The organism is Maricaulis sp. (assembly GCF_048268525.1).
Taxonomy (GTDB): Bacteria; Pseudomonadota; Alphaproteobacteria; order Caulobacterales; family Maricaulaceae; genus Maricaulis.
Window position 1 is genome coordinate 1 of the sequence record NZ_JBLWVH010000018.1, and the last position, 26,702, is coordinate 26,702.

Annotated in this window: 26 protein-coding genes; 18 read left to right on the forward strand and 8 right to left on the reverse strand. The window is 63.0% G+C overall.

The features are described from left to right. Nucleotides 1–234 precede the first annotated feature (234 nt). From ACN0X9_RS10280 to metK, 3 genes are all read right to left on the reverse strand, one after another. The gene (locus ACN0X9_RS10280) at nucleotides 235–717 is read right to left on the reverse strand and encodes a hypothetical protein (protein ID WP_417487509.1); all 483 of its coding nucleotides are present in this window, start codon (nucleotides 715–717) and stop codon (nucleotides 235–237) included. Between the two features lie 111 nt (nucleotides 718–828). Further along, the gene (ahcY, locus tag ACN0X9_RS10285; RefSeq protein ID WP_323761766.1) at nucleotides 829–2,238 is read right to left on the reverse strand and encodes an adenosylhomocysteinase; all 1,410 of its coding nucleotides are present in this window, start codon (nucleotides 2,236–2,238) and stop codon (nucleotides 829–831) included. A gap of 72 nt (nucleotides 2,239–2,310) precedes the next feature. Continuing rightward, a complete protein-coding gene (gene metK, locus ACN0X9_RS10290; protein WP_417487510.1) occupies nucleotides 2,311–3,477 on the reverse strand; it encodes a methionine adenosyltransferase in 1,167 nt (388 codons plus the stop codon). Between the two features lie 249 nt (nucleotides 3,478–3,726). Between metK and metF the strand changes: the two genes are divergently transcribed. The 10 genes from metF to tkt all read left to right on the forward strand — a co-directional run bounded on the left by metF (nucleotide 3,727) and on the right by tkt (nucleotide 16,508). Continuing rightward, a complete protein-coding gene (metF, locus tag ACN0X9_RS10295; protein ID WP_417478924.1) occupies nucleotides 3,727–4,635 on the forward strand; it encodes a methylenetetrahydrofolate reductase [NAD(P)H] in 909 nt (302 codons plus the stop codon). Next, on the forward strand, nucleotides 4,632–5,690 hold the full coding sequence (locus tag ACN0X9_RS10300; protein WP_417487511.1) for a homocysteine S-methyltransferase family protein: 1,059 nt from the start codon (nucleotides 4,632–4,634) through the stop codon (nucleotides 5,688–5,690). The genes metF and ACN0X9_RS10300 overlap by 4 nt, the downstream gene beginning before the upstream one ends. An 11-nt stretch (nucleotides 5,691–5,701) precedes the next feature. Continuing rightward, the gene (gene metH / locus ACN0X9_RS10305; protein ID WP_417487512.1) at nucleotides 5,702–8,359 is read left to right on the forward strand and encodes a methionine synthase; all 2,658 of its coding nucleotides are present in this window, start codon (nucleotides 5,702–5,704) and stop codon (nucleotides 8,357–8,359) included. 82 nt (nucleotides 8,360–8,441) lie between these two features. After that, on the forward strand, nucleotides 8,442–9,257 hold the full coding sequence (locus ACN0X9_RS10310) for a TIGR00282 family metallophosphoesterase (protein WP_417487513.1): 816 nt from the start codon (nucleotides 8,442–8,444) through the stop codon (nucleotides 9,255–9,257). Between the two features lie 205 nt (nucleotides 9,258–9,462). Next, nucleotides 9,463–9,732, forward strand: a complete 270-nt coding sequence (locus tag ACN0X9_RS10315; protein WP_417487514.1) for a hypothetical protein — start codon at nucleotides 9,463–9,465, stop codon at nucleotides 9,730–9,732. 37 nt (nucleotides 9,733–9,769) lie between these two features. After that, the gene (locus tag ACN0X9_RS10320; protein WP_417487515.1) at nucleotides 9,770–10,852 is read left to right on the forward strand and encodes a mannose-1-phosphate guanylyltransferase/mannose-6-phosphate isomerase; all 1,083 of its coding nucleotides are present in this window, start codon (nucleotides 9,770–9,772) and stop codon (nucleotides 10,850–10,852) included. Between the two features lie 92 nt (nucleotides 10,853–10,944). Beyond that, entirely contained in the window at nucleotides 10,945–11,706 is a 762-nt protein-coding gene (locus ACN0X9_RS10325; RefSeq protein WP_417487516.1) for a YebC/PmpR family DNA-binding transcriptional regulator, read from the forward strand. A gap of 23 nt (nucleotides 11,707–11,729) precedes the next feature. Continuing rightward, nucleotides 11,730–12,890, forward strand: a complete 1,161-nt coding sequence (locus ACN0X9_RS10330; RefSeq protein WP_417487517.1) for an AGE family epimerase/isomerase — start codon at nucleotides 11,730–11,732, stop codon at nucleotides 12,888–12,890. Between the two features lie 54 nt (nucleotides 12,891–12,944). Then, nucleotides 12,945–14,498 (forward strand): glucose-6-phosphate isomerase, encoded by a 1,554-nt coding sequence (gene pgi, locus ACN0X9_RS10335; RefSeq protein WP_417487518.1) that lies wholly within the window; start codon nucleotides 12,945–12,947, stop codon nucleotides 14,496–14,498. 27 nt (nucleotides 14,499–14,525) lie between these two features. Then, a complete protein-coding gene (gene tkt / locus ACN0X9_RS10340) occupies nucleotides 14,526–16,508 on the forward strand; it encodes a transketolase (protein ID WP_417487519.1) in 1,983 nt (660 codons plus the stop codon). A 22-nt stretch (nucleotides 16,509–16,530) separates the two neighbouring features. On the opposite strand, the gene ACN0X9_RS10345 is transcribed toward tkt, so the two are convergent. The 5 genes from ACN0X9_RS10345 to ACN0X9_RS10365 all read right to left on the reverse strand — a co-directional run bounded on the left by ACN0X9_RS10345 (nucleotide 16,531) and on the right by ACN0X9_RS10365 (nucleotide 20,766). Further along, the gene (locus tag ACN0X9_RS10345) at nucleotides 16,531–17,679 is read right to left on the reverse strand and encodes an SMP-30/gluconolactonase/LRE family protein (protein ID WP_417487520.1); all 1,149 of its coding nucleotides are present in this window, start codon (nucleotides 17,677–17,679) and stop codon (nucleotides 16,531–16,533) included. 132 nt (nucleotides 17,680–17,811) lie between these two features. Continuing rightward, on the reverse strand, nucleotides 17,812–18,996 hold the full coding sequence (locus ACN0X9_RS10350; RefSeq protein WP_417487521.1) for a cupin domain-containing protein: 1,185 nt from the start codon (nucleotides 18,994–18,996) through the stop codon (nucleotides 17,812–17,814). 143 nt (nucleotides 18,997–19,139) lie between these two features. Then, a complete protein-coding gene (locus ACN0X9_RS10355; protein WP_417487522.1) occupies nucleotides 19,140–19,706 on the reverse strand; it encodes a hypothetical protein in 567 nt (188 codons plus the stop codon). A 62-nt stretch (nucleotides 19,707–19,768) separates the two neighbouring features. Then, on the reverse strand, nucleotides 19,769–20,329 hold the full coding sequence (locus ACN0X9_RS10360; protein ID WP_417487523.1) for a hypothetical protein: 561 nt from the start codon (nucleotides 20,327–20,329) through the stop codon (nucleotides 19,769–19,771). 101 nt (nucleotides 20,330–20,430) lie between these two features. Beyond that, nucleotides 20,431–20,766, reverse strand: coding sequence for a hypothetical protein (locus ACN0X9_RS10365; RefSeq protein ID WP_417487524.1), 336 nt, complete (start codon nucleotides 20,764–20,766; stop codon nucleotides 20,431–20,433). 329 nt (nucleotides 20,767–21,095) lie between these two features. On the opposite strand from ACN0X9_RS10365, the gene ruvC reads away from it, so the two are divergent. The 8 genes from ruvC to ACN0X9_RS10405 all read left to right on the forward strand — a co-directional run bounded on the left by ruvC (nucleotide 21,096) and on the right by ACN0X9_RS10405 (nucleotide 26,679). Beyond that, nucleotides 21,096–21,596 carry a crossover junction endodeoxyribonuclease RuvC gene (gene ruvC, locus ACN0X9_RS10370; RefSeq protein WP_417487525.1) on the forward strand — a complete coding sequence of 167 codons (501 nt, stop codon included), beginning with the start codon at nucleotides 21,096–21,098 and terminating at the stop codon, nucleotides 21,594–21,596. After that, nucleotides 21,593–22,234, forward strand: a complete 642-nt coding sequence (gene ruvA / locus ACN0X9_RS10375; RefSeq protein WP_417487526.1) for a Holliday junction branch migration protein RuvA — start codon at nucleotides 21,593–21,595, stop codon at nucleotides 22,232–22,234. The genes ruvC and ruvA overlap by 4 nt, the downstream gene beginning before the upstream one ends. A gap of 54 nt (nucleotides 22,235–22,288) precedes the next feature. Continuing rightward, nucleotides 22,289–23,347 (forward strand): Holliday junction branch migration DNA helicase RuvB, encoded by a 1,059-nt coding sequence (gene ruvB / locus ACN0X9_RS10380; RefSeq protein WP_417487527.1) that lies wholly within the window; start codon nucleotides 22,289–22,291, stop codon nucleotides 23,345–23,347. Then, complete coding sequence (ybgC, locus tag ACN0X9_RS10385; RefSeq protein ID WP_417487528.1) at nucleotides 23,344–23,796, forward strand: tol-pal system-associated acyl-CoA thioesterase; 453 nt, start codon at nucleotides 23,344–23,346, stop codon at nucleotides 23,794–23,796. Before ruvB ends, ybgC begins: the two co-directional genes overlap by 4 nt. 221 nt (nucleotides 23,797–24,017) lie before the next feature. Next, the gene (locus ACN0X9_RS10390; RefSeq protein ID WP_417487529.1) at nucleotides 24,018–24,572 is read left to right on the forward strand and encodes a hypothetical protein; all 555 of its coding nucleotides are present in this window, start codon (nucleotides 24,018–24,020) and stop codon (nucleotides 24,570–24,572) included. A 170-nt stretch (nucleotides 24,573–24,742) separates the two neighbouring features. Then, nucleotides 24,743–25,411, forward strand: coding sequence for a protein TolQ (tolQ, locus tag ACN0X9_RS10395; RefSeq protein WP_417487530.1), 669 nt, complete (start codon nucleotides 24,743–24,745; stop codon nucleotides 25,409–25,411). Nucleotides 25,412–25,415: 4 nt separating this feature from the next. After that, nucleotides 25,416–25,850, forward strand: coding sequence for an ExbD/TolR family protein (locus ACN0X9_RS10400; protein ID WP_417487531.1), 435 nt, complete (start codon nucleotides 25,416–25,418; stop codon nucleotides 25,848–25,850). A 13-nt stretch (nucleotides 25,851–25,863) separates the two neighbouring features. Continuing rightward, nucleotides 25,864–26,679: a hypothetical protein gene (locus ACN0X9_RS10405; RefSeq protein WP_417487532.1), complete on the forward strand. Its 816-nt coding sequence runs from the start codon at nucleotides 25,864–25,866 to the stop codon at nucleotides 26,677–26,679. The last annotated feature ends 23 nt before the right edge of the window (nucleotides 26,680–26,702 follow it).

Below are 26,702 nucleotides of genomic sequence, written 5' to 3' on the forward strand. Positions count from 1 at the left end.
GATGTCGAGGACATCACGGACACCGCAGACCACCACCAGGACACCCCGGTGTCCGCCGACATCCCGTTCCCTCCCATCCTTTGGCGCAATCGCGGCCGAAGACGCAGGTGTATGGCCTCACACGGGCTACGCGTCTGGTTGCCACCGCCTGCCACAGCCCGCCGCATTGGGGCTCAGCGCGCGCCGACCTGCCAACGCCGCTGGCGGCTCGGGCGGTCTGGCGCGCTGTTGATGCTAGAGTTTGTAGGAGCCGGGTGTTTCGTGAAAAATGGCGTCCGCGTAAGCGACGAAGTCCGGTGACAAGCCAACCCTGCCGAACGATTCCCAGATCTCTCTGCCGCCATCGCAGTTGAGGATGAATTCGAGGTCCTTGAGGACGGCATGCCATTGGCTCTTTGGCAACAGGCCGTCGGCGTGCAGCTCGAACATGACGCTGTAGATCTGTAGAAAGTGCCCGATGAGGATACTAAACTGCAGCCGCTCGTCCGGGTCGAGCTGGGCGTAGGACTCGATGCCGCGTCTGAACATTGAAGCGGTCGGCTTGCTGCCCACTGTCAGCGAATGCATCTGCCCTGTCGCTTCGACAAACTGGTAGCGCGCGGCGGCCTGCAATTGCTTGGTGTTCTGGCGGACTTGCAGGGCCAAGTATAGCAGTGTCGGCCCGACCAGGAGGACCGCGACGATCTGCGAAATCAGATAGGCATCGTTCAATGTCATGACGGTTCCCCCACCGCGAGACTGGACGATTCCCCGCTCTGCGTCACGAGTGATAAAAAAGGGCGCCTCGCCGGCTGGCAAGGCGCCCCTTCCTTGTTCGGGTGCGTCGTCCTAGTAGCGGTAGTGCTCGGCCTTGAACGGGCCGTGCTGGGGCACGCCGATATAGTCGGCCTGCTCTTCCGACAGCACGGTCAGCTTGGCGCCGAGCTTGTCGAGGTGCAGGGCCGCGACCTTCTCGTCGAGATGCTTGGGCAGGATGTAGACCTCGTTGGTGTAGTTCTCGCCCTTGGTCCACAGCTCGATCTGGGCCAGCGTCTGGTTGGTGAAGCTGGCCGACATTACGAAGCTCGGATGGCCGGTGGCATTGCCCAGGTTCACGAGGCGGCCTTCCGACAGCAGGATGATGCGGTGGCCTTCCGGGAAGTTCACCAGATCGACCTGCGGCTTCACATTGGTCCACTGGTAGTTCTTCAGGCTCTCGACCTGAATTTCATTGTCGAAATGGCCGATATTGCAGACGATCGCCATGTCCTTCATGGCGCGCATGTGGTCGACGGTGAGGATGTCCTTGTTGCCGGTCGCGGTGACGAAGATGTCCATCTCGCCGATCACGTCCTCGGCCCGGACGACTTCGAAACCGTCCATGCAGGCCTGCAGGGCGCAGATCGGGTCAATCTCGGTCACATAGACACGGGCACCGGCACCCGCCAGCGATTCCGCCGAGCCCTTGCCGACATCGCCATAGCCGAAGACCAGGGCCTTCTTGCCGGCCATCATCACGTCGGTGCCGCGGCGGATGGCGTCGACCAGGCTTTCGCGGCAGCCATAGCGGTTGTCGAATTTCGACTTGGTGACGCTGTCATTGACGTTGATCGCCGGGAAGGGCAGTTCGCCGCGCTTTTGCATCTGGTAGAGACGCATGACGCCGGTGGTGGTCTCTTCGGACACGCCCTGGATGGCGGCCTTGGCCTTGGCGAACCAGCCCGGGGTCGCGGCAATGCGCTTCTTGATCTGCGCAAACAGGAAGGTTTCTTCCTCGGACTTGGGGTGGTTGAGGATGGACGGGTCGTTTTCCGCCTTCTCGCCAAGGATCAGATACATGGTGGCATCGCCGCCATCGTCGAGGATCATGTTGGCGGTCTCGCCGTTCGGCCAATGGAAGATGGCGTCGGCATAATCCCAGTATTCTTCCAGCGTCTCACCCTTGGTGGCGAAGACCGGCACGCCGGTTTCCGCAATCGCCGCGGCAGCGTGGTCCTGGGTCGAGAAGATGTTGCACGAGGCCCAGCGGACTTCTGCGCCCAGCGCGGTGAGGGTCTCGATCAGGATCGCGGTCTGCACGGTCATGTGCAGCGAGCCGGCGATGCGCGCGCCCTTGAGCGGCTGGCTGTCCTTGTACTCTTCGCGCAGCGCCATCAGGCCTGGCATTTCAATCTCGGCCATGTCGAACTCGATCCGGCCCCATTTGGCCAGCGACATGTCCTTGACGATATAGGGTTTGTCCGCAGCAAATTGCGTCATGACCATCAGGTCCTTCTGTTCGGCGTTCGTAAAGTGGCAGGGCGAAGCGATTGAGCGCCGTGCATATCAGGATCAGAGGAGCGAGCGAAGCTCGTCGGCCAGATCGGTCCGCTCCCAGGAGAAACCACCATCCTCGGTCGGCGTGCGGCCGAAATGTCCGTAGGCAGCGGTGCGGGCATAGATCGGCTTGTTCAATTGCAGCCGGGTGCGGATGCCACGCGGTGAGAGGTCAGCCAGCTGGCGCAGTGCGTCCTCCAGCTTGGCCTCGTCGACGCGGCCGGTGCCGTGCAGGTCGACATAGAGCGAGAGCGGCTTGGAGACACCGATCGCGTAGGAGACCTGGATGGTGCAGCGCTTGGCCAGCCCGGCGGCGACGACATTCTTGGCCAGCCAGCGGCAGGCATAGGCGGCCGAACGGTCGACCTTGGTCGGGTCCTTGCCGGAGAAGGCGCCGCCGCCATGCGGCGCGGCCCCGCCATAGGTGTCGACGATGATCTTGCGACCGGTCAGACCGGCATCACCGTCCGGGCCACCGATTACGAAGGTGCCGGTCGGGTTGACGTAAAACTCGTCTTCCGGCGGAAACCAGCCATCGGGCAGGACGTCAGCCACGACCGGGCGCACCAGTTCGCGGATATCGTCCTGGGTCAGCCCGTCCTTGTGCTGGGTCGAGACGACGACCGAGGTGACACCGGCGGGCACGCCATTTTCATAGCGCATGGTGACCTGCGACTTGGCATCCGGTTCGAATTCCGGCCGGGCACCGGATTTGCGCAGCTCGGCCATGCGCTTGAGGATCTGGTGCGAATAGGTGATCGGCGCCGGCATGAGTTGCGGCGTCTCGTCAGAGGCATAGCCGAACATGATCCCCTGGTCGCCCGCGCCTTCATCCTTGTCGCCGCTGGCATCGACGCCCTGGGCGATGTGAACGGATTGCTCGTGCAGGAAGTTTTGAAGCGTTGCTGTCTTCCAGTGAAAGCCGTCCTGCTCGTAGCCGATGTCACGAACCGCTTCGCGCGCGGCGGCTTCGATCTCTGCATCGTCGATCGGTGCCGCGCAGCGGACTTCACCCGCCAACACGATCTGGTTGGTCGTGGTCAGGGTTTCGCAAGCGACACGGGCCTCCGGGTCCTTGCCCAGAAACAAGTCGACAATCGTGTCGGAGATGCGGTCGCACACCTTGTCCGGATGGCCTTCGGAAACGCTTTCGGACGTGAAGATGTAGGAAGAACGGCTCACTGTGGAATCCTCATATAAGGAAATCTTTATATCGTCGGGTAGACCAGATGTGACGGGCGGATGCAAGTCTGGTCCGCTTTGAAGAAAATTTCACCAACCCATATAGGCGGCGCTGTCTAAACAACCAGATCACCCCTAGCCAATCATATCATATAAAGATATCTTTATGTCCTGATGTGATTGTGATGTCGCGGTGCGAGGTGGCCCTCGAGGGCCCTGCGCCAGAGCAGCAGCGGGTAAAGGTGTCCCATGGGTGAGCACGGCCAGGCAGCGCGGAAGCCGGATGGATTGTCCGTCTCGTTCGAGTTTTTCCCGCCGAAAACCGATGCGATGGAAGCGACACTGTGGGAGTCCATCTCGCGTCTCGAGCCGCTGCGTCCGGACTTTGTATCCGTGACTTATGGCGCCGGTGGATCAACCCGAGACCGGACCCACCGCACCGTCCACAGGATCGTCGAGGAAACCTCGATCCCGCCGGCCGCCCATCTGACTTGTGTCAATGCCAGCAAAGCTGAAGTCGATGGCGTCATCCGTGACTATTGGAATTCCGGCGTGCGTCACATCGTGGCGTTGCGCGGTGATCCGCCTGACGCGATCGGGGGAAGCTATGTGCCCCCTGCGGGCGGCTACGCCAATGCTGCCGAACTCGCACGCGGTATTTCCGACATCGGTGATTTCGAAATCTCGGTCGGCTGCTATCCCGAGATCCATCCGGAGAGCCCGAATGCCGATTTCGACATTGATCTGCTGAAAGCCAAGATCGACGCCGGAGCCACCCGGGCGATCACGCAGTTTTTCTTTGATGCCGATGTGTATTTCCGTTTTCGCGATCGGGCCCGGGCCGCCGGAATCACCATACCGATCGTGCCTGGCATCATGCTGCAACCCAATTTCAATGGCCTCAAGCGGATCGCCGGCCTGTGCGGCGCCAGCCTGCCGAAATGGCTGCACGAGGCCTATGAAGGTCTCGACCAGGACGCCGGGACCCGTCAGCTGGTGACAGCGCACGTCGCTGCCAAGCTGTGCGGCAAGCTGCGCAATGGTGGTGTCGATGGCTTCCATTTCTACACCCTCAACCGGGCCGAGCTGGCGCTGTCGACCTGCCAGCTCCTGGGCGTGAAGGCGGGTGATCGCGAACTCCAGGCGGTCGCATCATGACGCGCATTGATCGCATTGCTGCCCTGGGCGCCAAGGCTCGCGAGCACATCCTGATCCTCGATGGCGCGATGGGCACGCAGATCCAGGACCTGAAACTGGACGAGGCCGGCTATCGCGGGGCGCGTTTCGCCGACTGGCATTGTCCCATCCAGGGCAACAACGACATCCTCAACCTGTCCGCGCCGGACGCGGTCAAGGCGATCCACCGCGCCTATTTCGAGGCCGGTGCCGACATCGTCGAGACCAATACATTCTCGGCCACCACCATCGCCCAGGCCGATTACGACATGCAGTCAGTCGCCGTTGATATTGCCCGCGAAGGCGCGCGTCTGGCCCGTGAAGCGGCGGACGAGGTGGCAGGCCGGACCGGGACGGTCCGAGGCGTTGCCGGGGCGATCGGACCGACCAACAAGACCTTGTCGATTTCGCCGCAGGTCAATGATCCCGGCTATCGCGATGTCGACTTCGAGACGGTTCGCCAGGCCTATTTCGAGCAAGCGGGTGCGATGGCGCCTTACGTCGATTTCTTCCTGATCGAGACGATTTTCGACACGCTCAACGCCAAGGCCGCGATCAAGGCGCTGCTTGATCTGCGGGCCGAAACCGGCGAGGCGATCCCGATCATCATTTCCGGCACCATCACCGACCGGTCCGGACGGACCCTGTCGGGGCAGACGGCATCGGCATTCTGGTATTCGGTTCGCCACGCCCGGCCCTGGGCTGTCGGTCTGAATTGCGCGCTGGGGGCTGACGAGATGCGGCCCTATGTCAGTGAGCTGGCTCGCATCGCCGACACCCGCATCATCGCCTATCCCAATGCCGGCCTGCCCAATGACATGGGCGAGTATGACGAGACGCCGAACCAGACCGCCGGGCATCTGGGCGAGTGGGCGTCATCCGGCCTGGTCAATATTGTCGGTGGTTGCTGCGGCACCACGCCCGATCATATCCGGGCCATCGCAGCCGCGGCGAAATCGGCGTCGCCCCGTCAGCCTGTCAAACACAAGAGCGCGATGATGCTGTCCGGCCTCGAGCCGTTCGAACTGGCGTCCTGAGGCCCGATCCAATGTCCGTTTCAATCCCCAGCTTCGTCAATGTCGGCGAGCGTACCAATGTCACCGGCTCGGCCCGTTTCCGCAAACTGATCACCGAGGGCGATTACGCCGAAGCCGTGTCTGTCGCCCGGCAGCAGGTCGAGAACGGCGCCCAGATCATCGATGTGAACATGGATGAGGGCCTGCTTGACAGTGTCGAGGCGATGACCCGCTTCATGCGCCTGATCGCCGGTGAGCCCGATGTGGCCCGCGTGCCGGTCATGGTCGACAGTTCGAAATGGGAGGTGATCGAGGCCGGTCTCCAGAACACGCAGGGCAAGGCGATCGTCAACTCGATCAGCCTCAAGGAGGGCGAGGCCCAGTTCCGCGAACAGGCCGGCAAATGCCTGGCCTATGGTGCGGCTGTCGTCGTGATGGCGTTCGACGAAACCGGCCAGGCAGACACGGCCGCGCGCAAGTATGAAATCTGCGAGCGGGCTTACAAGATACTGGTCGACGAGATCGGCTTCCCGGCGGAAGACATCATCTTCGATCCCAATATTTTCGCCGTCGCGACCGGGATCGAGGAGCACAACAATTACGCGGTCGATTTCATCGAGGCGACCCGGCGCATTCGCGAAAACCTGCCTGGCTGTCATGTCTCGGGCGGGCTGTCGAACATCTCCTTTTCCTTCCGCGGCAACGAGACCGTGCGACGGGCGATGCATTCGGTCTTTCTCTATCACGCCATCAAGGCGGGTATGGATATGGGGATCGTCAATGCCGGCCAGCTCGACATCTATGACGATATCGAGCCGGAGCTGCGTGAGCTGGTCGAGGATGTCATCCTCAATCGTAGCGACGACGGGACCGATCGCCTGCTCGAGGCCGCCGAACGCTATCGTGGCCAGGGTGCCGGTCCGGCCAAGGTCCGTGACCTGAAATGGCGCGAGGCCCCCGTTGCTGACCGGATCCGTCATGCCCTCGTGCACGGCATCAACGAATTCATCGTCGATGACACCGAGGAGGCCCGCCAATCCTTCGACCGGCCACTGCATGTCATCGAGGGACCGTTGATGGACGGCATGAATGTCGTCGGCGACCTGTTCGGTGATGGCCGGATGTTTCTGCCTCAGGTCGTCAAGTCGGCCCGGGTGATGAAGCAGGCCGTCGCCCATCTCATCCCCTTCATGGAGGAGGAGAAGGCGCTCACCGGCGATGAGGGCAAATCGAACGGCAAGATCGTGATGGCGACCGTAAAGGGTGATGTCCACGATATCGGCAAGAACATTGTCGGCGTGGTGCTCCAGTGTAACGGCTATGACGTTGTTGATCTCGGCGTGATGGTGTCGTGTGAGAAAATTCTCCAAACCGCGCGGGACGAAGGGGCTGATGTCATCGGGCTGTCCGGCCTGATCACCCCGTCTCTCGACGAGATGGTCTTTGTGGCCTCGGAGATGGAGCGTCTGCAGGTCGATATCCCGCTGCTGATCGGCGGGGCGACGACCAGTCCGGCTCACACGGCGGTGAAGATCGATCCGGCGATCAATGTGGCACCTGTCATCCATGTGCTGGACGCCAGTCGGGCTGTGGGGGTGGTGTCGAAACTCCTGTCCGATCAACGCGAGGACTATGCCGGCGAGGTCAAGGCTGACCTGGCGCGGATCCGCGAGCGCCGCCTGGCGGCCCGATCGGCCAAGGCCCGCCTGCCGCTCGAACAGGCCCGGGCGAAGGCGTGGCAGTGCGACTGGAACAGCCATGTTCCGCCGCGCCCGGCCAAGCTTGGTCTCACAACGCTCACACCGACCGTGTCGGAGCTGATCGGCTATATCGACTGGACGCCTTTCTTTTTCACCTGGGAACTGAAAGGCAGTTATCCGGCGATCCTGGATGACCCGCGACGGGGGGAGGCGGCGCGTTCCCTGTTCGCTGATGCCCAGGCGATGCTGGCGCGCATTGTCGAGGAAGACTGGCTGGCGCCGCGCGCGGTGGTTGGTTTCTGGCCCGCCAACCGGGTCGGCGATGATGCGGTCCTTTTTACTGACGAGACGCGGACCAGCGAGCTGGCGCGCTTTTATGGTCTGCGTCAGCAGGCGGCGAAGGACAATGACCGCGCCCAACTGTGCCAGTTCGATTTCCTGGCCCCGACCGGTCATGAGGACTGGATCGGCGGTTTCGCCGTGACCGCTGGTGACAATCCCGATCTGGTTGCCCGTTTCGAAGCGGACAAGGACGACTATAACGCCATCCTGTTCAAGGCCTTGTCCGACCGCATTGCCGAAGCCGCGGCCGAGTGGCTGCATGCGCGCGTGCGCCGCGATCACTGGGGCTATGCGCCAGATGAAAGCTTCACCAATCGCGAGCTGATCGCCGAGGCCTATGCCGGCATCCGCCCGGCTCCCGGCTACCCGTCGCAGCCGGATCATTCCGAAAAGCGTACCCTGTTCGGCCTGCTCGATGCCCCGGAGACGGCGGGGATCGGTTTGACCAATTCCTTCGCGATGACGCCCGCTTCGTCGGTCTCCGGTCTCTATCTCTCGCACCCTGACAGTCACTATTTTGCGGTGGGCCGGATCCTGCGTGACCAGGTCGAGGACTACGCCGCCCGCAAGGGCTGGACGGTGGCCGATGCCGAGCGGTGTCTGGCTCCGATCCTGGACTATGTGCCAGGTGTCCAAAGCGCGGCCTAGTTTGTTCGCATCAGTCATGACTTGGACTTTCGCGCCATGATGCGCCATATCCGTCGGCCAACCCGCTGACGGAGCTCTTTTCATGCGTCTGGCCTTTTTCGGAGACATTGTCGGCAAGTCCGGTCGCCGTGCGATCGAGGATCACCTGCCACGGGTGCGCGAGGCTCTGAAGCCGGAGTTCGTGGTCATCAATGCCGAGAACGCGGCCGCCGGTTTTGGCGTCACCGAAAAGATCTGCAATCAGCTTTTCGAACTGGGCGCCGATGTGCTCACCCTGGGCAATCATGCCTGGGACCAGCGGGAAACCCTGAGCTATATCGACCGCGAGCCGCGCTTGCTGCGACCGGCCAACTACCCGGTCGGATCCACGCCGGGCGCCGGCGCCAACCTCTATGACCTGCCGGACGGGCGGCGCGTCTTCGTCATGAACGTCATGGGCAATCTCTTCATGGAGTCGCTGGACGACCCGTTCAGCGTCGTGGAGCGCGAGCTTGCCGCCGCACCTCTCGGCATGGTCGCTGATGCCGCGATCATCGATTTTCATGGCGAGGCCACCAGCGAGAAAATGGCGATGGGCGCCTTTTGTGACGGGCGGGCCAGTCTCGTGGTCGGCACGCATACCCATGTCCCGACCGCTGATGCCCGGGTGCTGCCGGGCGGAACGGCCTACCAGACCGATGCCGGCATGTGCGGCGACTATGACAGTGTGATCGGGATGGACAAGGAAGAGCCGATGCGCCGGTTCACGACCCGGATGCGGTCCGCCCGCTTCGAGCCGGCCACGGGCGAGGCGACCCTGTGTGGCGTCTTTGTCGAGACCGATGACGCGACGGGTCTGGCGCTTCGTTGTGAGCCGATCCGGCTGGGCGGGCAGCTTCCGGAATGCTTCCCGACTTGATGTGACAATTTTGCTGCGACGCAACACAAAGCGTGCGGTTCGCCGCTGCAACCGGTTGATCCCCTTCACCGTGTCGCTAGCGTGAATGTCAGTAGTGCTGTGACGGCGTTCACAGTGTTTCGGGCGCAATCAGCGGCAGGCTTGCCGGAGATTGGTCCGCGCGCCCTGTCGAATTCGGTCAGGCGCGATGGAGGGAGGGGGAAAGATGTTCAAGCAAACCATCCGCTTTGAGCGCGCGCAGGATGCTTTGGTATTCGACAATCACATGGTCGAGTTTCTGCGATCCTGTGAAAGCGGAACCGACGAAGACGATGCTTGCCTGTTCACGACCCACCTTCAGGATGACCGGGCCCATATCCGCGTTGTGCAGACTGACAGCGCGCAGATGTTGGGGCGCTTGTTGAACTATCTCTCAATGCGTAACTTCCCGCCTGCAACGCGTGCCGAACCGCTTCGGGGCGCGATGAGCAATTGATCGCCCCGGCAGCCGGGCGGCTGCGGGGAGACTGGACATGACAACGCGTATCCTGCCAGTGATCATGTCGGGTGGATCCGGCACACGTCTCTGGCCCCTGTCCCGCGAGGACATGCCCAAACAGCTGCAGGCGCTGACCTCTGATACCAGCATGCTGGTCGAGACGGCGCGGCGCGTGGCGGGCGAGGGTGATGGCATTGAGTTCCTGCCGCCGCTGGTCATCCTCAATGCCAAGCAGGCCGATACCGCCCGCGCTCAACTGGCGGACAATTCATTTCCTGACGCCCGTTTCGTGGTCGAACCGGTTGGGCGCAACACGGCGGCCGTCGCCGCGGCTGCGGCGGAACTTGCGGCAGCGACGGATGGCGCCGACCTGGTCCTGCTGCTGCCGGCTGATCACTTCATTCGGGATGTCCCGGCATTCAGGGCCGCCATCGGACAGGGTAGCGCGCTGGCGCGTGACGGTCGGCTGGTGACGTTCGGCATTGAGCCCGATCAGCCGCATACGGGGTATGGTTATATCCGGCGCGGCGACGCCAGCGGCCCGGGCTACAACGTGCAGGCCTTCACCGAGAAACCGGACGCGGAGACCGCGGCGGGCTTTCTGCGCGCCGGCGGGTTCTACTGGAATGCCGGCATTTTTCTGTTCGCACCCGATGCGGTAGCCGCAGAGATGGAGCGGCAATGCCCCGATGTGTTGCTGGCGGTTCGCCGGGCGATCAATGACGGTGTCAGTGACGGGGCACGCTTCGATCTCGATGCCCAGGCCTTCGCACGCTGCCCGTCGATCTCGTTCGACTATGCCGTGATGGAAGGCACAGATCGCGCCGCTGTTGTCCCGGCGGACATAGGCTGGTCCGATGTCGGCTCGTTCGATGCGCTCTGGCAGATCCGTGACAAGGACGAGGCCGGCAATGCGGGTACCGGCGATGTCGACTTCCTCGACAGTCGTCGATGTTTCGGATTCGCGACCGATGCCCGCGTCGTCCTGTGTGGTGTGCGGGACCTTGTCGTGGTCCAGACCGGAGACGCAGTCCTTGTCGCAGACCGCAATGACAGCCAGGCCATCAAGGCGGTGGTCGAGCAACTCAAGGCCGAAGGCCGTAGCGATTTGCTTTAGTTGACGCGCCCGATGTGGCGCAAGGTGTGGCGTTTGCCGTCCAATCTGGGTAAGGAAGGCGCCTCGAATCCGCAGGAACAGGGATCCCGATCATGGCCGGACACTCCAAATGGGCCAATATCCAGCACCGCAAGGGCCGTCAGGACAAGCTGCGTTCAAAGCTGTTCTCCCGCCTCTCCAAGGAAATCTCCATCGCTGCCAAGCTGGGTGGACCGGACGTTGATGCCAATCCGCGCCTTCGTCTCGCTGTCTCCAATGCCAAGGGCCAGTCGATGCCCAAGGACAATATCCAGCGCGCGATCGACAAGGCGTCGGGCGGTGATGACGAGTCCTATGAAGACATCCGCTATGAAGGCTTCGGCCCGGCCGGAACCGGCGTGATCGTCGAGGTCTCGACCGACAACAAGAACCGTGCCGCTGCCGAAGTCCGCACCGCCTTCGCCAAGAATGGCGGCAATCTGGGCGAGACCGGCTCGGTCGCCTTCATGTTCGATAATGTCGGCGAGATCCGCTATCCGCTCTCCAAGGCCGACGAAGACACGATGATGGAAGCCGCGATCGAGGCCGGCGCCGAAGACGTTGCTGCCGAGCCGGGCGATGAGGACAATGAAGGCGAACATGTCATCTACACCGCCCGCGAGGACCTGATGGAGGTTGTCGGCGCCCTGTCCGCGACCTTCGAAGACCCGTCTTCTGCCAAGCTGATCTGGCGTCCTCAGAACCTGATCGAGGTGACCGGCGACAAGGTCGGCACGTTGATGAAAATGATGGAAATGCTGGAAGACAGCGACGACGTGCAGAATGTTTACGCCAATTTCGACATTTCAGACGAGGATATGGCGAAACTGGACTGATGGGCATCTGACAGGCGGGGCGAATGGCGGACTGGGCGTCGAGACTGCGGGAATGGGGCGTCCACACCGCCCTGCCATTCTGGGCAGAGCGCGCCTGGGACAAGCGTTCGGGCGGCTTTCTGGAATCGCTCAGCCTGGATGGCCAGCCGGTTACCGGCGACAGCCGTCGTGTGCGGACCCAGGCCCGGCAGATTTACGTTTTCGCGCGGGCCCATCATGCCGGCTGGTGTGACGGGCTGGATCTGGCGGTCGAGGGCTTCGAATTGCTCGAGCGCCGCGCGCACGCGCCGGATGGAACACCCGGCTGGGTTCATACCCTCACCGCCAGTGGCGACATCGAAAGCCCGGCACGCGACCTCTACGATCACGCCTTCATCCTGCTGGCCCTGTCATGGTTGCACCGGGTCACCCATGACAGCCACTATCGCCAGCTCGCCGATGAAATCCTCATCTATCTCGACACCCACCTGACCCGGCCACAGGGTGGCTATGCCGAGGCGATCGGTGCGGCTCAACTGCCGCGTCGCCAAAACCCGCACATGCACCTCTTCGAAGCATTGCTGGCTTGGTATGATGCGACTGGAGACGCGGCTTTCCTGACCCGCATCGAGGCCATCTACCAGCTGTTCTCGACCCGTTTCCTCGACCGTGAGGCCGGTGTCCTGTACGAATTTTTCGACGCTGACTGGCAGGTCACCGCCGATCCGGCCGGCGCGGTTGTCGAACCGGGTCATGAAGTCGAGTGGATCTGGCTGCTCCATGCCTACCGTGACCATGGTGCAAGTGTCGACGAGACCATTCTCGATTTCCTGCATGCGCACGGCACCGGGATCGGCCGCAGCCGGGAGACCGGTTGCCTGGTGGCCACGGTCCGGCCGGATGGCCAGACTCTCGACGCGGGTTCGCGGACCTGGATGCAGACCGAGTGGCTGCGCGCCGCGGCAGCGCGCCATCGCGCCGGCCATGCGTCTGCCGCTGCCGAACTGGAAACGGTGTGTGATCTGTTGTTCACGCATCATCTGGACCCTGCCATTCCGGGAGGCTGGATCGACCAGATCGACGCTGCGGGCCATCGTGTCGCTGATCGCATGCCGGCCAGCACCCTCTATCATGTGCTGGGCGCCGTCGTGGATGCCCATCAGGCCGATGCCGGCATCGTGGAAAGCGCCGCGAAAGTCTTGTGAAGCCGGGTAGCTGCCAATAGGTTGTCACTTTCTATTGAGAGTGCAGGAAGCCCCGTGTCCGATACCGAATTGAACGCTCATGCCGTCCGTCTGTCCGGCACCTCCCTTCGCACGCTGGTCGAAGCCGGGGGTGGTCGCTCCGAGGCGCTGATCCTTAAAGCTGCCGGCCTCGAGTTTGACGCCACCAAACAGCGTCTGGACGAGGCCGCGCTTGAAGCTCTCTTCGCCCGCGCTCGCGCGAGCGGGCTTGAAAGCAAGCGTGATGCGTTGCTTTCGGGTAAAATTGTGAACGCTACCGAAAACCGTCCGGCGCTCCATATGGCGTACCGGGAAGGCGGAGATTTGTCCGGTAGCGAAGCGGCCGCGGTGGTAAGCCGGACGCAGGCCGAGACCCGTGAGTTCGCAAAACGGGTCCGGTCCGGCGATTACGCGCCCTCGGGCGTGCCGATCTCACGGGTGGTCAATATCGGCATTGGCGGCTCGGACCTCGGCCCGCGTCTGGTCGCCGATGCATTGGCCGATCACGCCGAAAGCGGCCCGGAGCTGCGATTTGTCGCCAGTCTTGACCCGAGCGATCTGAAACACGCGGTGGCCGGCGCGGATCCGGCAGCCATCCTTTTCATTGTGGCTTCGAAATCCTTTTCGACCCAGGAAACCCTGATGTCCGGCGAAGCGGCGCGTGACTGGCTGGCGGGCCATGTCGGCGCCGCGCGCGCAGGCGCCCATTTTGCGGCGGCCTCGGCGGCTCCGGAAAAGGCGAAGCCCTTCGGCATTGATCCGTCGATGGTGTTTGACTTTCCCGACTGGGTCGGCGGTCGCTACTCGGTCTGGAGTGCGGTCGGTCTGGCGCTCGAGATTGGCATGGGTCCGTCAGTATTCCAGGCGTTCCGCGATGGTGCGCGGGAGATGGACAGACACTTTGCCTCGGCGCCGCTCGAACGCAACATGCCGGTTCTCAAGGGACTGGTCGATGTCTGGAACCGGATCGGGATGGGCTATCCTGCACGGTGCGTTGCCGCTTATTCGGCCCGGCTCGGCAAGCTGGCAGACTATTTCCAGCAGCTGGAGATGGAATCACTCGGCAAGTCCGTGACCGTGGACGGTCAGCCCGGACCGACGCCCGGCGGGGCGCTGGTCTGGGGCGGCAATGGCACCGAGATCCAGCACTCCTTTTTCCAATGGCTGCATCAGGGCGGTGATGTTGTGCCGGTGGATTTCATCGGTGTGGCCCGTCACTTCTCCAGTTCTGATCCGCGGGAGCGGGCGCTCGCTGCCAACATGGCCGCACAGGGTGCCGCACTGCTGGATGGACGCAAGGTCGATGCGACAAGCGAGCCCGAGCTGGCCCGTCACAAGTCGATGCCTGGCAACCGCCCCTCGGCGAGCCTGCTCATGGATGATCTGACCCCGGCAGTGTTCGGCGCGCTCATCGCCTTGCATGAACACAAGGTTTTTGTCGAAAGCGTCCTGTACGACATCAATCCGTTCGACCAATGGGGTGTCGAGCTGGGCAAAGTGCTGACGAAGGGGATTTTGGACGGCGATATATCCAGCTATGACGCCTCCACAAAAGCCTTGCTTGCAAGGACAGGCCTGATATCCGGCTAGCCACCGGCCCGGCGCAGGAGACGCTTCATGACCACGCCTTCAAACCCAGTTTCGATGTCCGACATGGCCAATGCCATCCGGGCGCTGTCGATGGACGCGGTCCAGCAAGCCAATTCAGGCCATCCCGGCATGCCGATGGGCATGGCCGACGTTGCCACCGTGTTGTGGTCGAAGCACATGAAATTCGACCCGGCCGCGCCGGCCTGGGCGGATCGTGACCGCTTCATCCTGTCGGCCGGTCATGGCTCCATGCTGCTCTATTCGATCCTGCACCTTGCCGGGTTCGAGGACATCAGCATGGATGAGCTGAAAAACTTCCGCCAGCTCGACAGCCTGACCGCGGGCCACCCGGAATACGGTCACACGCCGGGTGTGGAAGCGACAACCGGGCCGCTGGGGCAGGGTATCTCGATGTCGGTCGGAATGGCGTTGGCCGAGCGCATGATGAATGCGCGTTATGGGGATGATCTCGTCGATCACCGGACCTGGGTCATCGCCTCGGATGGTGACCTGCAGGAAGGCATTTCCCACGAAGCGATATCGCTGGCCGGGCATCTCGGTCTGAACCGGTTGTGTGTCCTTTGGGACGACAATGAAATCTCCATCGACGGACCGACCGACCTGTCCGAGAGCACAGACGTGCTCGAGCGATTTGATGCTGCCGGTTGGGCGGTGTCGCGTATTGACGGGCATGACCCGGCTGCCATCGACGCCGCCCTGCAGGCGGCCCGCTCATCGGACAAGCCGGTCCTGATCGCCTGTCGGACCACGATCGGCTATGGCGCACCGACCAAAGCCGGGACGGCTGGCAGTCATGGCGCGCCGCTTGGCGCCGAAGAGATCGCCGGCACGCGTGCGGCGCTCGGCTGGACCGCTGCGCCATTCGAGATCCCGGCGGAGATTGTGGATGCATGGCGGGCGACCGGTTCGGCCGATGCCCACCAGGCTTGGCAGGAACGGTTGGCCGGGTCGGATCGGGCCGACGACTTCGTGGCCCAGATTTCCGGTGAGCCGGGTGAGACCGAGATCGCAGCGCTCGACGCCTGGCGCCGTAAAGTCGCCGCCGACAAGCCGGTTCTGGCCACGCGTGCAGCGTCAGGCCAGACCCTTGCCGCGATCATCGGCGACTGGCCCAGCCTGGCGGGTGGATCGGCGGACCTTGCCGGGTCCAACCTCACCAAGACACCCGATGTCGGTATCGTGAAAGCCGGCGACTATGCCGGCCAGTACATCCATTTCGGTGTGCGAGAGCATGGCATGGCCGCGTGTGCCAATGGCATGTCCCTGCACGGCGGTTTCCGGCCACATGTCGCGACCTTCCTGGTCTTCGCCGACTATTGCCGCCCGTCGATGCGCCTGTCATCCCTGATGCACCAGCCCGTAGTCTACGTCATGACCCATGATTCGATCGGGTTGGGTGAAGACGGACCGACCCACCAGCCGGTTGAAACCCTGGCGTCGCTTCGGGCCATCCCGAACATGCATGTCTTCCGTCCGGCCGATGCACTGGAAACCGCCGAGGCCTGGGATCTGGCCCTTCGCCGGATTGACGGACCGTCCGTGCTCGCGCTGTCCCGTCAGAAACTGCCATTCCTGCGTTCTGATGATGGCACGGAAAATCTGTCCTCCCGCGGCGCCTATATCCTGTCAGACGATGCCGGCACGCCGGACGTTGTCCTGGTCGGTACCGGCTCGGAAGTCTGCCTGGCAGTCGAGGCTGCCGGGATATTGCGGGGCAATGGACGCAAGGTCCGTGTGGTCTCCGCTCCCTGCCTCGACCTGTTGCTGGATCAGGGTGAAGCTTATCTCGATGAGATCTTCCCCGCCGATATACCGGTGGTCGCCTGTGAGGCGGCGCTGCGCTTTGGTTGGGACCAGGTGATTGGTCGCAAGGGCAGGTTCGTTGGCATGACCGGCTTCGGGGCGAGCGCCCCGGCCGACGACCTCTACGCACATTTCGGGATAACGGCGACGGCGATCGTCGAGCAGGCCGAGGCCAGCCTGGCCTGAACCGGCCTTGGCGGCGATGCGGTCAGTCGCTGACAGCGAGGCCTGTCGTGCGCGGCGATTGCAGGGCTGCCTGAATCGCTGACTGCGGAAGCCGGGCGATATAGCTGCAGTCAGACGATCCGAACCAGAGGTCCTGATCCCCGGCGAGGACCATGTTCGACACATGGCAGATCCGCTGTTCCGGGTCATGGAAGGACGCAATGATCGCGCCGGACTGTTCGTCGAGCACGGCTATGAACGGATGTGGTGCGCCGCCATCCGGGCGAAGCCAGGCGGGCAGGCGGGCAGTGATCCGGGCCAACCACGGGTTTCTCCGGATCATGCGCAGGGTCGCGCTGCGCCCGGCGGGCATGGCAACAAACAAATGTCCTGAACTGTCGATCGCCAAACCGTCAGGCAAGCCAGGCAGATTGCTGGCAAAGACCTCTGTTTCACCGCTCCGTGGGCCGTCGATCCAGTGGCGCAATATACGATAACGGAAAGTTTCGGAAACATAGACCGACTGTCCGTCCGACGCGACCGTGACCCCGTTGGGGAAATAGAGCCTGTCTGCCGCGAGCCGGGTCTGGTGGGTACGTGGGTCCCAGACATACAGCGCGCCGTGCGGACGGTTTTCGAACATGTCGAGCACATGCCCGCGATCAGGCCTGCCGTCGCCAAGGAGGACGGAGGGGTCCGTGAAGAATATTTCGCCCCGGCTGGTTATGGCGAGATCATTGGCATATCCGAATGGGTGGCCCGGTACGCCGACACTCACACGGGTCGATGCGCCGGTGGTTACATTGACTGCGAAAAGCCCATCCTGGGTGGTCGCGCCGAGCGTGTTGGAATTGATCCAGGCCAGGTCGAACACGGGCTGTTCACCGAAATCGATGACCACCTCGGAAGACGGGGTCGCGCCAGCCGTATCTATCCGCACGACTTCGCCAACGGTGTTGCCGTAATAGACGGTGCCTGCCTCGCCCAGCGCGAGGGAACGCGCCGAACCCGGATCGCCCAATTCGAAAAACTGGGCTGACTGCAAGCCCGAATTGGGAGCGAGCACGCCGGTCATGGCGGGCGGATCCGGTTCATCCCAGTAGACCGGGTTGATGGGGGAAGGCCACATCAGCCACAGGACAGCGAAGACCGCTGCAAGACTGATTGTGATCACTCCAATACGCAATCGCATGCCGGCCCGCCGGTGAAGCTGCGGCCTGGGACGTCAGGCCGCTTCAAAGGGGCGCATGTACGGTTTTAACCATCCTGCAGACAAGGCAGGCGCGGGTTGTGAATTATAACCAGACGAGAATACCGGCCATGATCAAACGGGTACGACCAGTCCGAACGCGTGGAGTTTGCCCAGCGTTTCAATCGCTGCAGCCTCATCCTGACCGACAAAACTCGCGGCGGTCACCGTGCCGCCATCGAGGAGGGTGTGGAGCCCAGCCTCGGCCTCGGCGGCGAACCGGACCTCGCCGCCTGCGGTGATGATGACGTTCTCTTTGTCATCGCCGGCAAAGCGCCATGGCACGAATGGTCGGAGCCGGAAGGCCTGCCCCGGCGTCGCCGGGGCCAGGTAGTTGCTGATCGCGCCACGGGTATTGGGCACGCGGGAGCGAATAAAGCTGTCGACAAAGAAGTCCATCGCCCCGTCGACGCTCATCTCGCGGGCCAGCATTTCAGCCATGGCCTTGAACTGTGCCTCGGCATCCGTCCGGTCGAAATCAGGCCGGGCAAAGCCGGGCGGAAGCGAGTGCCGCATGGCCGGTGTACGCAAGGCGACTTCTGAAACGGCTTCGAGCATCAGGTCGGCCCAGGTCTTTACGATCAGGCCGAGCGTGATGTGGAGCGAGGCTGTGTCGCCATGGGTTCGCGCGTCGTGCATCAGGCCACGCGGCACATAGATGCATTCGCCGGCTTTGAGGACAAACTCGGCAACGGTCTCGCCGGCTTCGTGGGCGTCTGGTCTGAAACCCTCTCCCCGGTAGGGGTTTTCGACCGGGGTTTCGTAGAAGCGCCACAGCTTCTCGCCTTCGATCTGCATGACGAACACATCGTGATCGTCATAGTGGGTATTGAACCCCTGATTGTCCGGCGGCGTGAGATAGATGTTGGTCTGAACGTGGCAGCTCAGCAGCGACTCGACCGCGCGGCAGAACTCGCCCAGTACGGCATCCATCATGTGGAGTTGCGGCAGGATGATGGTCGCGCCCTGTCGGTATTGGTTGGCGACGCCACCACGGTCCACATAGCCGGTATCGAACATATAGTCTTCGCGTTGCACCTGGGGCTCGGACCGCGCCATGTCCAGTGTGCCCTCACGCAGGTCTATGCTGGAGACAATGTCGTCGATGCGGGCGATCGACAGCAAGCCTGCATACCGGCCGGGGTCTTCCCGATGCACGATCAGCGGCTTTTTCTCATGGTAGTCACGGAAAAAGGTTTCGCGATCAATCGGATCGATCATCGCGCGAAACGGATCGGTCAGCCAGAGCGGTGCGGTCATAGTGAAGGTCTCCCCCGAGTGTTCGAAAAAATGTTAGCGGCGCCCGGTACGCTTGTCGCCTGCCTGGGTGTGCACAATTGTGTCGCAGGCATGAAAAACCCCTCGCGCCGGAGCGGGAGGGGTTGTTCATCGGCGCGTCGCTTCTAGCAGCGTCGGCCTCCGCCAACCAGATCAGCATAATTGCCGGTATCATTGTCCGTACACGAGCGGCCTCCGCCGCGACCACCGCCGACCGGGTCAGCATAGCGCCCCGAATCATTGTCGGTCGTGCCACGGTAATTGCCGCCACGACCGCGACCGGCCGGATCGGCGTAGCTGCCGCTGTCACTGTCGGTTATGCCGCTGCTGCCGCGCCCGCGTCCAGCCGGGTCGGCGTATGCGCCGGAGTCTGAATCGGTAACACCGCCACCGCGTCCGCCACCAACCGGGTCTGCATACTGGCCGGAATCGCTGTCCGTCACGCCGCCGCCCCGGCCATTGCCGATCGGGTCTGAATAGCGTCCGGTGTCGCTGTCGGTGATGCCGGTTGAACCGCGTCCGCCACGGCCGCCGCGTCCGCCACCGGCGGGATCAGCATAGCGTCCGGTGTCACTGTCTGTGTATCCGGTGGTCGCGCAACCGGCGACAGTGCCGGCCGCTCCGGTCGCAATGGCTGCGCCGGCGACCCGGGTCAGGAATGAACGCCGGGAGAGTTTTCCACGTTTGGCCATTGAAGCCTCCTTGTGCGGCGACGGGCCTGACCGGATGCGGTCAGGCCCGTACAGCGTGTCGCTTAGCGGCAGCGTCGACCACGGCCACCCGGATCCGCGTAGGTGCCGGAATCACTGTCCGAACAGGAGCGTCGGCCACGACCGTTTCCAGCGGGATCCGCATAGGCCCCGCTGTCGCTGTCTGTAACGCCGGAGCGTCCGCGTCCATTGCCCACTGGATCCGCATAGGCCCCGGTGTCGCTGTCGGTGACGCCGGAGGAGCGCCGCCCGCGGCCGTTGCCGGCGGGATCGGCATAGGAGCCGGAATCGCTGTCGGTAATGCCAGAGCGCCCGCGGCCATTGCCCGCCGGGTCTGCATAGGCCCCGGTGTCGCTGTCCGTGACTCCGGTGCTTCCGCGGCCATAGCCGGCGCGGTCGGCATTGGCGCCGCCATCACTGTCGGTGGCTCCGGTGCGTCCATAGCCCGCACGGTCAGCATAGCTGCCCGTGTCGCTGTCGGTACGACCGGTGCGGTTCTGGGCGCTGGCTGCGCCCGATACGGCGCCCGCAGCGCCCGTCGCGATTGCGGTGCCAGCCACTCTCGTCAGAAACGAGCGGCGACTGAGCTTTCCTTTTTTGGCCATGAAGATGCCTCTCTATCGTGTTCGGCAATCCCCCACGAACTGCTCGAAGTCCCTCACGATTGAACATGACAACGGCGCCCTGAGGCGCCGCTGTTGATGTCTTACAGGCTCGGGCCGCGTCCGCGACCGCCCGGGTCGGAACAGCCGGAACTGTCAGAGTCGGTGTAACCGGTATTGCCGCGACCGTAGCCGGCCTGGTCAGCGCATGATCCGCTGTCGCTGTCGGTGCGCCCGGTGCTGCTCGTGCCGTGGTTGGCGTAATCATTCGGGTCCGAGTCGGTGATACCGGTCCGGGCGACCCCATCAACCGGGTCGGCATCCGAATAGCGTTGGACGACAGCGGCACCGGCAACGGTGGCGATGGCGCCGGTGGCGATGGTTCCGCCTGCGACGCGCGTCAGGAATGAGCGACGGCTGAGTTTGCCTTTTTTGGCCATGTCTGTGTTTCCCCCTGGATCAGCAAAAGAACTGGCGGGATCGGATTTCCCGAACCCAATCAAACTGGTGCTGAGTCTAGGCGGGCCGGCATCGCTGAGCAATTGAAAGCTGTATAAAAAATATTGTTCAAAAACAATTGTATAGGAGTATTCATGATAATGATCCGCAATAAAAATGACTATGAGAATGGTTTGCACGATGTATAGATAGAGAATGCGAGTTGTTCTCAGGCATGGAGGGGTGATCGCTGCAGCTTTGTCCGGGCTGTCGTTCTTGTCTTGTTCCGCTCCCCGGACTGGTGTTAGCTTGACGGGTCCGGGAGGGGCTGATGGCATTATCCGTGCGAATTCTGGGAATTGACCCTGGCTTGAGGCGAATGGGCTGGGGGATGATTCGAGTCGAGGGATCACGTCTCAGTGCGATTGCACATGGCGTGGTAACGCCACCGACCTCGGCGCCATTGTCCGAGCGGCTCATCCACATCTTCAATGCCGTCGGTGATCTCGTCGGTGAGCATCGGCCGGATGAAGCCGCGATTGAAGAGGCATTCATGGCTGCCAATGCTGCTTCGGCTCTCAAGCTCGGCCATGCCCGGGCGGCAGCCCTGCTCGCCCCCGCAAAAGCCGGATTGCCTGTTGCCGAATATGCGGCGCGCCTGGTCAAAAAGTCGGTCGTGGGAACCGGTGCCGCGGACAAGTCCCAGATTGCGGCCATGATCAGTATTTTGTTGCCCGGCACCAAGGCGACTGCCGACGCGGCTGACGCGCTGGCAATCGCGATCTGCCACGCCCATCACCGCCGCGCGGCAAGTTTCGGGAGTGCGGCATGATCGGCATGTTGAAGGGCAAGGTTGAGGCGCTGGGCGCGGACGAGTTGGTGTTGGACGTCGCCGGCGTCGGCTATCTGGTCGGAGCCGGTGCCCGCACCCTGTCCCGCCTGGAGCCGGGCCAGGCTGTTGTCCTGCATATCGAAACCCATGTTCGGGAAGATGCTTTCAAGCTGTTCGGTTTTCTCGACGATATTGACCGTGCCTGGTTCGTCCATCTGCAGAATATCCAGGGTGTCGGTGCCAAGGCTGCTTTCGCAATCCTCGATACAGTGCCGGTCAGTGAAATTGCCAATGCAGCCGCTCTTGGCGACAAATCGACCTTTGCCCGGGCCAAGGGGGTCGGGCCGAAACTGGCAACCCGGATCGCGACTGAATTGAAGGACAAGGCACCGCCAACCGGTCGCAGTTTCTCGATCGGCCTGCCCGTACATGAAGATGACCTGGCGAATGGTTCGCAGCCGGCAAAGCCGACAGGAGGCGACAGTCTCGCCCGGGAGGATGCGGTCTCGGCGCTTGTCAATCTCGGCTACAATGAGAGCGCGGCGCGGCAGGCTGTGGCCAAAGTCCTTCGCGACGCGGGTTCGGAAGCCCCGTTGGGTGATGTGATCCGGCTGTCCCTGAAAGAACTCTCGGCATGACCGTCAGCAACCGCGTGGACGCCGGTGATCGGATCGCGCTAGACCCGGCACATCATGACTGATGCCTTCGACCAGACAGACCCCGATCGGTTGGTGGACCGCGACCTGCAGGCCGGTGACGGTCGGGATCGCGCCCTGCGCCCGCTGTCATTCTCTGATTTCGTTGGCCAGAAGTCCTCAATCGCCAATCTCAAGGTCTTTGTCGATGCGGCGCGGCGGCGGGACGAGGCGCTCGACCATGTCCTGCTCTCCGGGCCACCCGGCTTGGGAAAGACCACGCTGGCGCAGATTGTGGCGCGAGAGATGGGTGTCGGTTTTCGGGCCACATCCGGCCCGGTGATCGCAAAGGCCGGCGATCTGGCCGCCATTCTGACAAATCTCGAACCTCGTGATGTGCTTTTCATCGATGAAATCCATCGTCTGGCGCCTGCGGTCGAGGAGATCCTCTACCCGGCCATGGAAGATTTTTGTCTCGATCTGGTGATCGGCGAAGGTCCCTCGGCGCGGACGGTCCGGATCGAACTGCCACCGTTCACGTTGGTCGGCGCGACGACACGGGCCGGCTTGCTGGCGACGCCGCTCCGCGACCGTTTCGGTGTTCCCGTACGACTGGAATTCTACGACGAGGCAGAGCTCGGATTCATTGTGACGCGGGCTGCCGCCAAGCTGGGGATCGGTTCCACGCCGGACGGAGCACGGGAAATCGCTCGCCGCGCGCGGGGCACGCCGCGGGTCGCAGGTCGCCTGCTGCGGCGCGTGCGTGACTTCGCCGAATCGGAAAACGCCGAGCAGATTACGGAGGCGGTCGCTGACCGGGCATTGAAACGCCTGGAGGTTGACGCGATCGGTCTGGACAGCCTCGACCGGCGCTATTTGCGAGCCTTGACCGAGAGCTTTGGCGGTGGCCCGGTTGGCGTTGAAACGCTGGCGGGGGCCCTCGCCGAGGCGCGAGATGCCCTGGAGGATGTGGTCGAGCCGTTCCTGATCCAGCAGGGTTTCATCCAACGCACCCCTCGAGGCCGACTGGCGACTGGCCGGGCCTGGGAGCATCTGGGCCTGGTGCCGCCCCAGAGCGGACCGGCCCCCGCACCGGGAGGCCTGTTCGGGAAATGAGCGATTTGCTGACGCCTGCCGCGGGATCGATCGGGCCCGACCACATCCACAGGCTCCCGGTTCGGGTCTATTACGAGGACACCGACTTTTCAGGCGTCGTCTACCATGCCCGCTATCTCCACTTCTTTGAACGTGGCCGAACGGAGAGCCTTCGGGCCTGTGGTATCCATCATTCCGAGCTGGCCGCGATGACGCCTTCGCTGGCATTTGCCGTGCGTCGCATGTCGGTTGAATTCGTCCGTGCGGCCCGAGTCGATGATGTGCTGGTGGTCGGCACCGGCTTCAGACCGCAAGTCGGAGCGCGGTTGATGATGGAGCAAACCATCCATCGTGCTGACGAGCTGGTCGCGTCGGCTACGGTCGAAGCCGTCTGTATAGACAGCAGCGGCCGCGCAAAGCGACCGCCGGCGTGGATGCGAGATCGATGGCGCAGCTATCTGCTCGACTGAGAGCCACGCTCATTAACAATTACAACCCATCGGCCAGTATCACGGTGGCTATGTCTTGCCGGACGGACGCGCGGCAATTAACCCTGTAGTTGATAGGGGGGATACTATTGGCTGAGGTTTGGAAATCATCGGAGCGTTCGAAGCGACCCGTAGCGAGCCGGTTGGGGCCTCCTCCCAATTTTGAATTCAGTGTCGCTCGCGTCCTCCAGGATGGCCCTTTCATGTTCATGCACTCGGTGCATGAATCGGAGAAGGGCGGTGAAGTCTGGGTCACGATGAGCCTGATCCGACGCACGGCGGCCGGATTGATGAATGTCCAGCGGCAGGTATCGTCCCGCTTCTCGCCTGATGGCGAATATTGTGCCGTTTCGACGGCGGCCGAGCCTGACCGGAACCTCAAAGACGAAGCCGCACTCAACAAGGCGCAGGTCAAAGCGTTTATCCAGCTGGTCGTGCGTGACGGCTCGTCCGAGCACCGCGATGCCTTTATCGACCGGGGCCGTTTTGTCACCCACACGCCGGGCACCTGCTGTCGGCCCGAGGGGCTCGACGCACTGGTGGCCCGTCGCCGTCCTCGGCCGGGCCTCGTCTATCATGGCGTTGACGACATTGTGGGCGAGGGCGCCTATGTTGCGGTCTTCTCCTGCTTCGACATGGACGGCGAAACCTATCGGGCCTGCGACCTCATGCGCCTGGAAGCCGGACGCATCGCCGAGCACTGGGATGTGGTCGAAGCCGTCGCCGCACACTCGGTTGCGCACAACGACGAGACGTGAACACGCAGTATTTGCGGTTATCACCTCCTGAAATTTGCCGTATTCGATAGGCAGGAACCGTTCCGGGCGGAACGCGTCAGCGCAGGCACGGAGTCTGCATGGCGTCGGATGGTTTGTGAAACACGGTATCGGAACCGCGTGCGTGGGTCCGAAGCGCAAGGGTGAGCGTCATGGAGTCTTCTGTCGTCGAAATCGCGCAGGTCGTGGAGGGTTTCTCCTTCTATGCCTTGTTCATGCGCGCCGACTGGGTGGTGAAAGGTGTGATGGGCATTCTCGCCTTCATGTCGATCTGGTCCTGGGCGATCGCAATCGACAAGTCGCTGCAACTACGTGGCCTGCACTCGAAAGGCCGGCAGTTTGAGCGCGAATTCTGGTCCGGCCGGTCGCTGGATGCCTTGGCCGACCAGTTCGCCAAGAATGCCCGCGAGCCGTTTTCACGCGTATTCGCAGCGGGCTTGCGTGAATGGAAGGGTGACAGCCCGGGCGGGCGTGTCTCCAAGGCTGCGGGCGCCGAAGCCGGTCGTCAGATGACCGAGTCCGAAGGCGGGCTGGGCATCCTCGCGACGATCGCGTCGGCCGCGCCCTTCGTGGGTCTGTTCGGCACGGTCTGGGGCATCATGAACGCCTTCCGTTCCATCGCCGCCTCGCAGGATACCAACCTCGCCGTCGTCGCTCCCGGCATTGCCGAGGCGCTTTTCGCCACGGCGCTGGGTCTGCTGGCCGCTATCCCGGCCGTCATCTTCTTCAACGCGCTGTCCGCCAATCTCGCCAAATACGGCTCCCGCCTCGATGGCTTTGTCGACGAGCTGTCGGCGCTGGCCGACCGCGACGAGGTCTAGGCCGATGGCGGTGTCACTCGACAGTGGTGGATCCGGTCGCGGCCGGGCCCGCTGGAAGCCAAAGGCCGAAATCAACGTCACGCCCTTCGTGGACGTAATGCTAGTCCTGCTGATCGTGTTCATGATCACGGCGCCGTTGCTCACGGTCGGTGTGCCGGTCAATCTGCCGGAAACCGAGGCTCGCAACCTGCCAGCTGGTGAGGAGCCGTTGACGGTGACCGTCAATGCCGACGGGCTGATCTATCTCCAGGAAACTGAAATGCCGCTGGACGAGCTGGTGCCGCGTTTGCGCGCCATTGCCGGTACAGGGTTTGACGCCCGCATCTATATTCGCGCCGATGACGGTGCCGCTTATGGCGATGTGGCGCGCGTGATGGCGCGGATCAACGCGGCCGGTTTCTCCAATCTGGGCCTGGTGACGGACCCGGTGCAGCAGTAACGGCGACAATCTGGTGCGTGGTCTTGTTCTCTCCCTTTTCGTACACGGTGGCATCATCGCCGCGGGGCTGGTCTATCTGCCCCGCATGACCAGCGTGTTCGAGGCAACGCCCGTTGTCCCGATCGAGCTGGTGACCCTGGGTGAGACAACCAATGTTCGCGCCGCGCGTCCCGATCCCGAGCCGGTGATTGAGGACGAACCGGCTGAAACCATCGATGACGAGATCGACGAGCCGGAACCCGCTCCGGTTCCCGAACCCGAGCCTGTCGAGACCGAACCTGAAATCATCGACGAAGCACCGGAAACGCCGGCTGCCCCCGAGCCTGAGCCGGTCGAAGAAACACCTGATCCCGAGCCCGAGCCCGAGCCGCAGCGCCCTGAACCGCAGGCCCGCCCGGCTGAGCCGTCCCTGAATGACATGCTGGGTGATCTGTCCAGAAGTGTCGCGGAAACGCGCGATGCCCAGGCCGCTGACGAAGGCCCGTTGCGTGCGGCGGTCGGCGACGGCGAACAGATGACGGCGACCCTGCAGGCCATGCTGCGCTCCCACCTGTCGCGCTGCTGGCGCGCATCGCTGGATGCGCCCGAGCCGGATGAGCTGGCGGTCCAGCTGGTGCTTGATCTCGACCGGTCCGGCGAGCTGACCGGGCCGCCGCGCCTGACCGATCAGGCCCGCATCCTCAATTCGCCCAATCCCTACCTGCGCGTGGCTGGTGAACGGGCCCTGCGTGCGGCCGTTCAGTGCCAACCCTATCCGCTGCCGCCGGAAGCCTATTCCGAGTGGCGTCAAATTGAGGTCAATTTTTCGCCGTCCTTATACGGTGGCTAGTCACATTCGTCCCGGAGACCCTG

Coding starts and splice junctions, on each gene's coding strand:
- ahcY (WP_323761766.1), bottom strand. CDS start 2,238: ATGACGCAATTTGCTGCGGACAAACCCTATATCGTCAAGGACATGTCG.
- ACN0X9_RS10350 (WP_417487521.1), bottom strand. CDS start 18,996: ATGACCGCACCGCTCTGGCTGACCGATCCGTTTCGCGCGATGATCGAT.
- ACN0X9_RS10360 (WP_417487523.1), bottom strand. CDS start 20,329: ATGGCCAAAAAAGGAAAGCTCAGTCGCCGCTCGTTTCTGACGAGAGTG.
- ACN0X9_RS10280 (WP_417487509.1), bottom strand. CDS start 717: ATGACATTGAACGATGCCTATCTGATTTCGCAGATCGTCGCGGTCCTC.
- ACN0X9_RS10365 (WP_417487524.1), bottom strand. CDS start 20,766: ATGGCCAAAAAAGGCAAACTCAGCCGTCGCTCATTCCTGACGCGCGTC.
- ruvA (WP_417487526.1), top strand. CDS start 21,593: ATGATCGGCATGTTGAAGGGCAAGGTTGAGGCGCTGGGCGCGGACGAG.
- ACN0X9_RS10330 (WP_417487517.1), top strand. CDS start 11,730: ATGGCGGACTGGGCGTCGAGACTGCGGGAATGGGGCGTCCACACCGCC.
- ACN0X9_RS10400 (WP_417487531.1), top strand. CDS start 25,416: ATGGCGGTGTCACTCGACAGTGGTGGATCCGGTCGCGGCCGGGCCCGC.
- metF (WP_417478924.1), top strand. CDS start 3,727: ATGGGTGAGCACGGCCAGGCAGCGCGGAAGCCGGATGGATTGTCCGTC.
- ACN0X9_RS10345 (WP_417487520.1), bottom strand. CDS start 17,679: ATGCGATTGCGTATTGGAGTGATCACAATCAGTCTTGCAGCGGTCTTC.
- ACN0X9_RS10320 (WP_417487515.1), top strand. CDS start 9,770: ATGACAACGCGTATCCTGCCAGTGATCATGTCGGGTGGATCCGGCACA.
- ybgC (WP_417487528.1), top strand. CDS start 23,344: ATGAGCGATTTGCTGACGCCTGCCGCGGGATCGATCGGGCCCGACCAC.
- ruvC (WP_417487525.1), top strand. CDS start 21,096: ATGGCATTATCCGTGCGAATTCTGGGAATTGACCCTGGCTTGAGGCGA.
- ACN0X9_RS10325 (WP_417487516.1), top strand. CDS start 10,945: ATGGCCGGACACTCCAAATGGGCCAATATCCAGCACCGCAAGGGCCGT.
- ruvB (WP_417487527.1), top strand. CDS start 22,289: ATGACTGATGCCTTCGACCAGACAGACCCCGATCGGTTGGTGGACCGC.
- ACN0X9_RS10300 (WP_417487511.1), top strand. CDS start 4,632: ATGACGCGCATTGATCGCATTGCTGCCCTGGGCGCCAAGGCTCGCGAG.
- tolQ (WP_417487530.1), top strand. CDS start 24,743: ATGGAGTCTTCTGTCGTCGAAATCGCGCAGGTCGTGGAGGGTTTCTCC.
- tkt (WP_417487519.1), top strand. CDS start 14,526: ATGACCACGCCTTCAAACCCAGTTTCGATGTCCGACATGGCCAATGCC.
- metH (WP_417487512.1), top strand. CDS start 5,702: ATGTCCGTTTCAATCCCCAGCTTCGTCAATGTCGGCGAGCGTACCAAT.
- ACN0X9_RS10390 (WP_417487529.1), top strand. CDS start 24,018: ATGTTCATGCACTCGGTGCATGAATCGGAGAAGGGCGGTGAAGTCTGG.
- ACN0X9_RS10310 (WP_417487513.1), top strand. CDS start 8,442: ATGCGTCTGGCCTTTTTCGGAGACATTGTCGGCAAGTCCGGTCGCCGT.
- ACN0X9_RS10315 (WP_417487514.1), top strand. CDS start 9,463: ATGTTCAAGCAAACCATCCGCTTTGAGCGCGCGCAGGATGCTTTGGTA.
- ACN0X9_RS10355 (WP_417487522.1), bottom strand. CDS start 19,706: ATGGCCAAACGTGGAAAACTCTCCCGGCGTTCATTCCTGACCCGGGTC.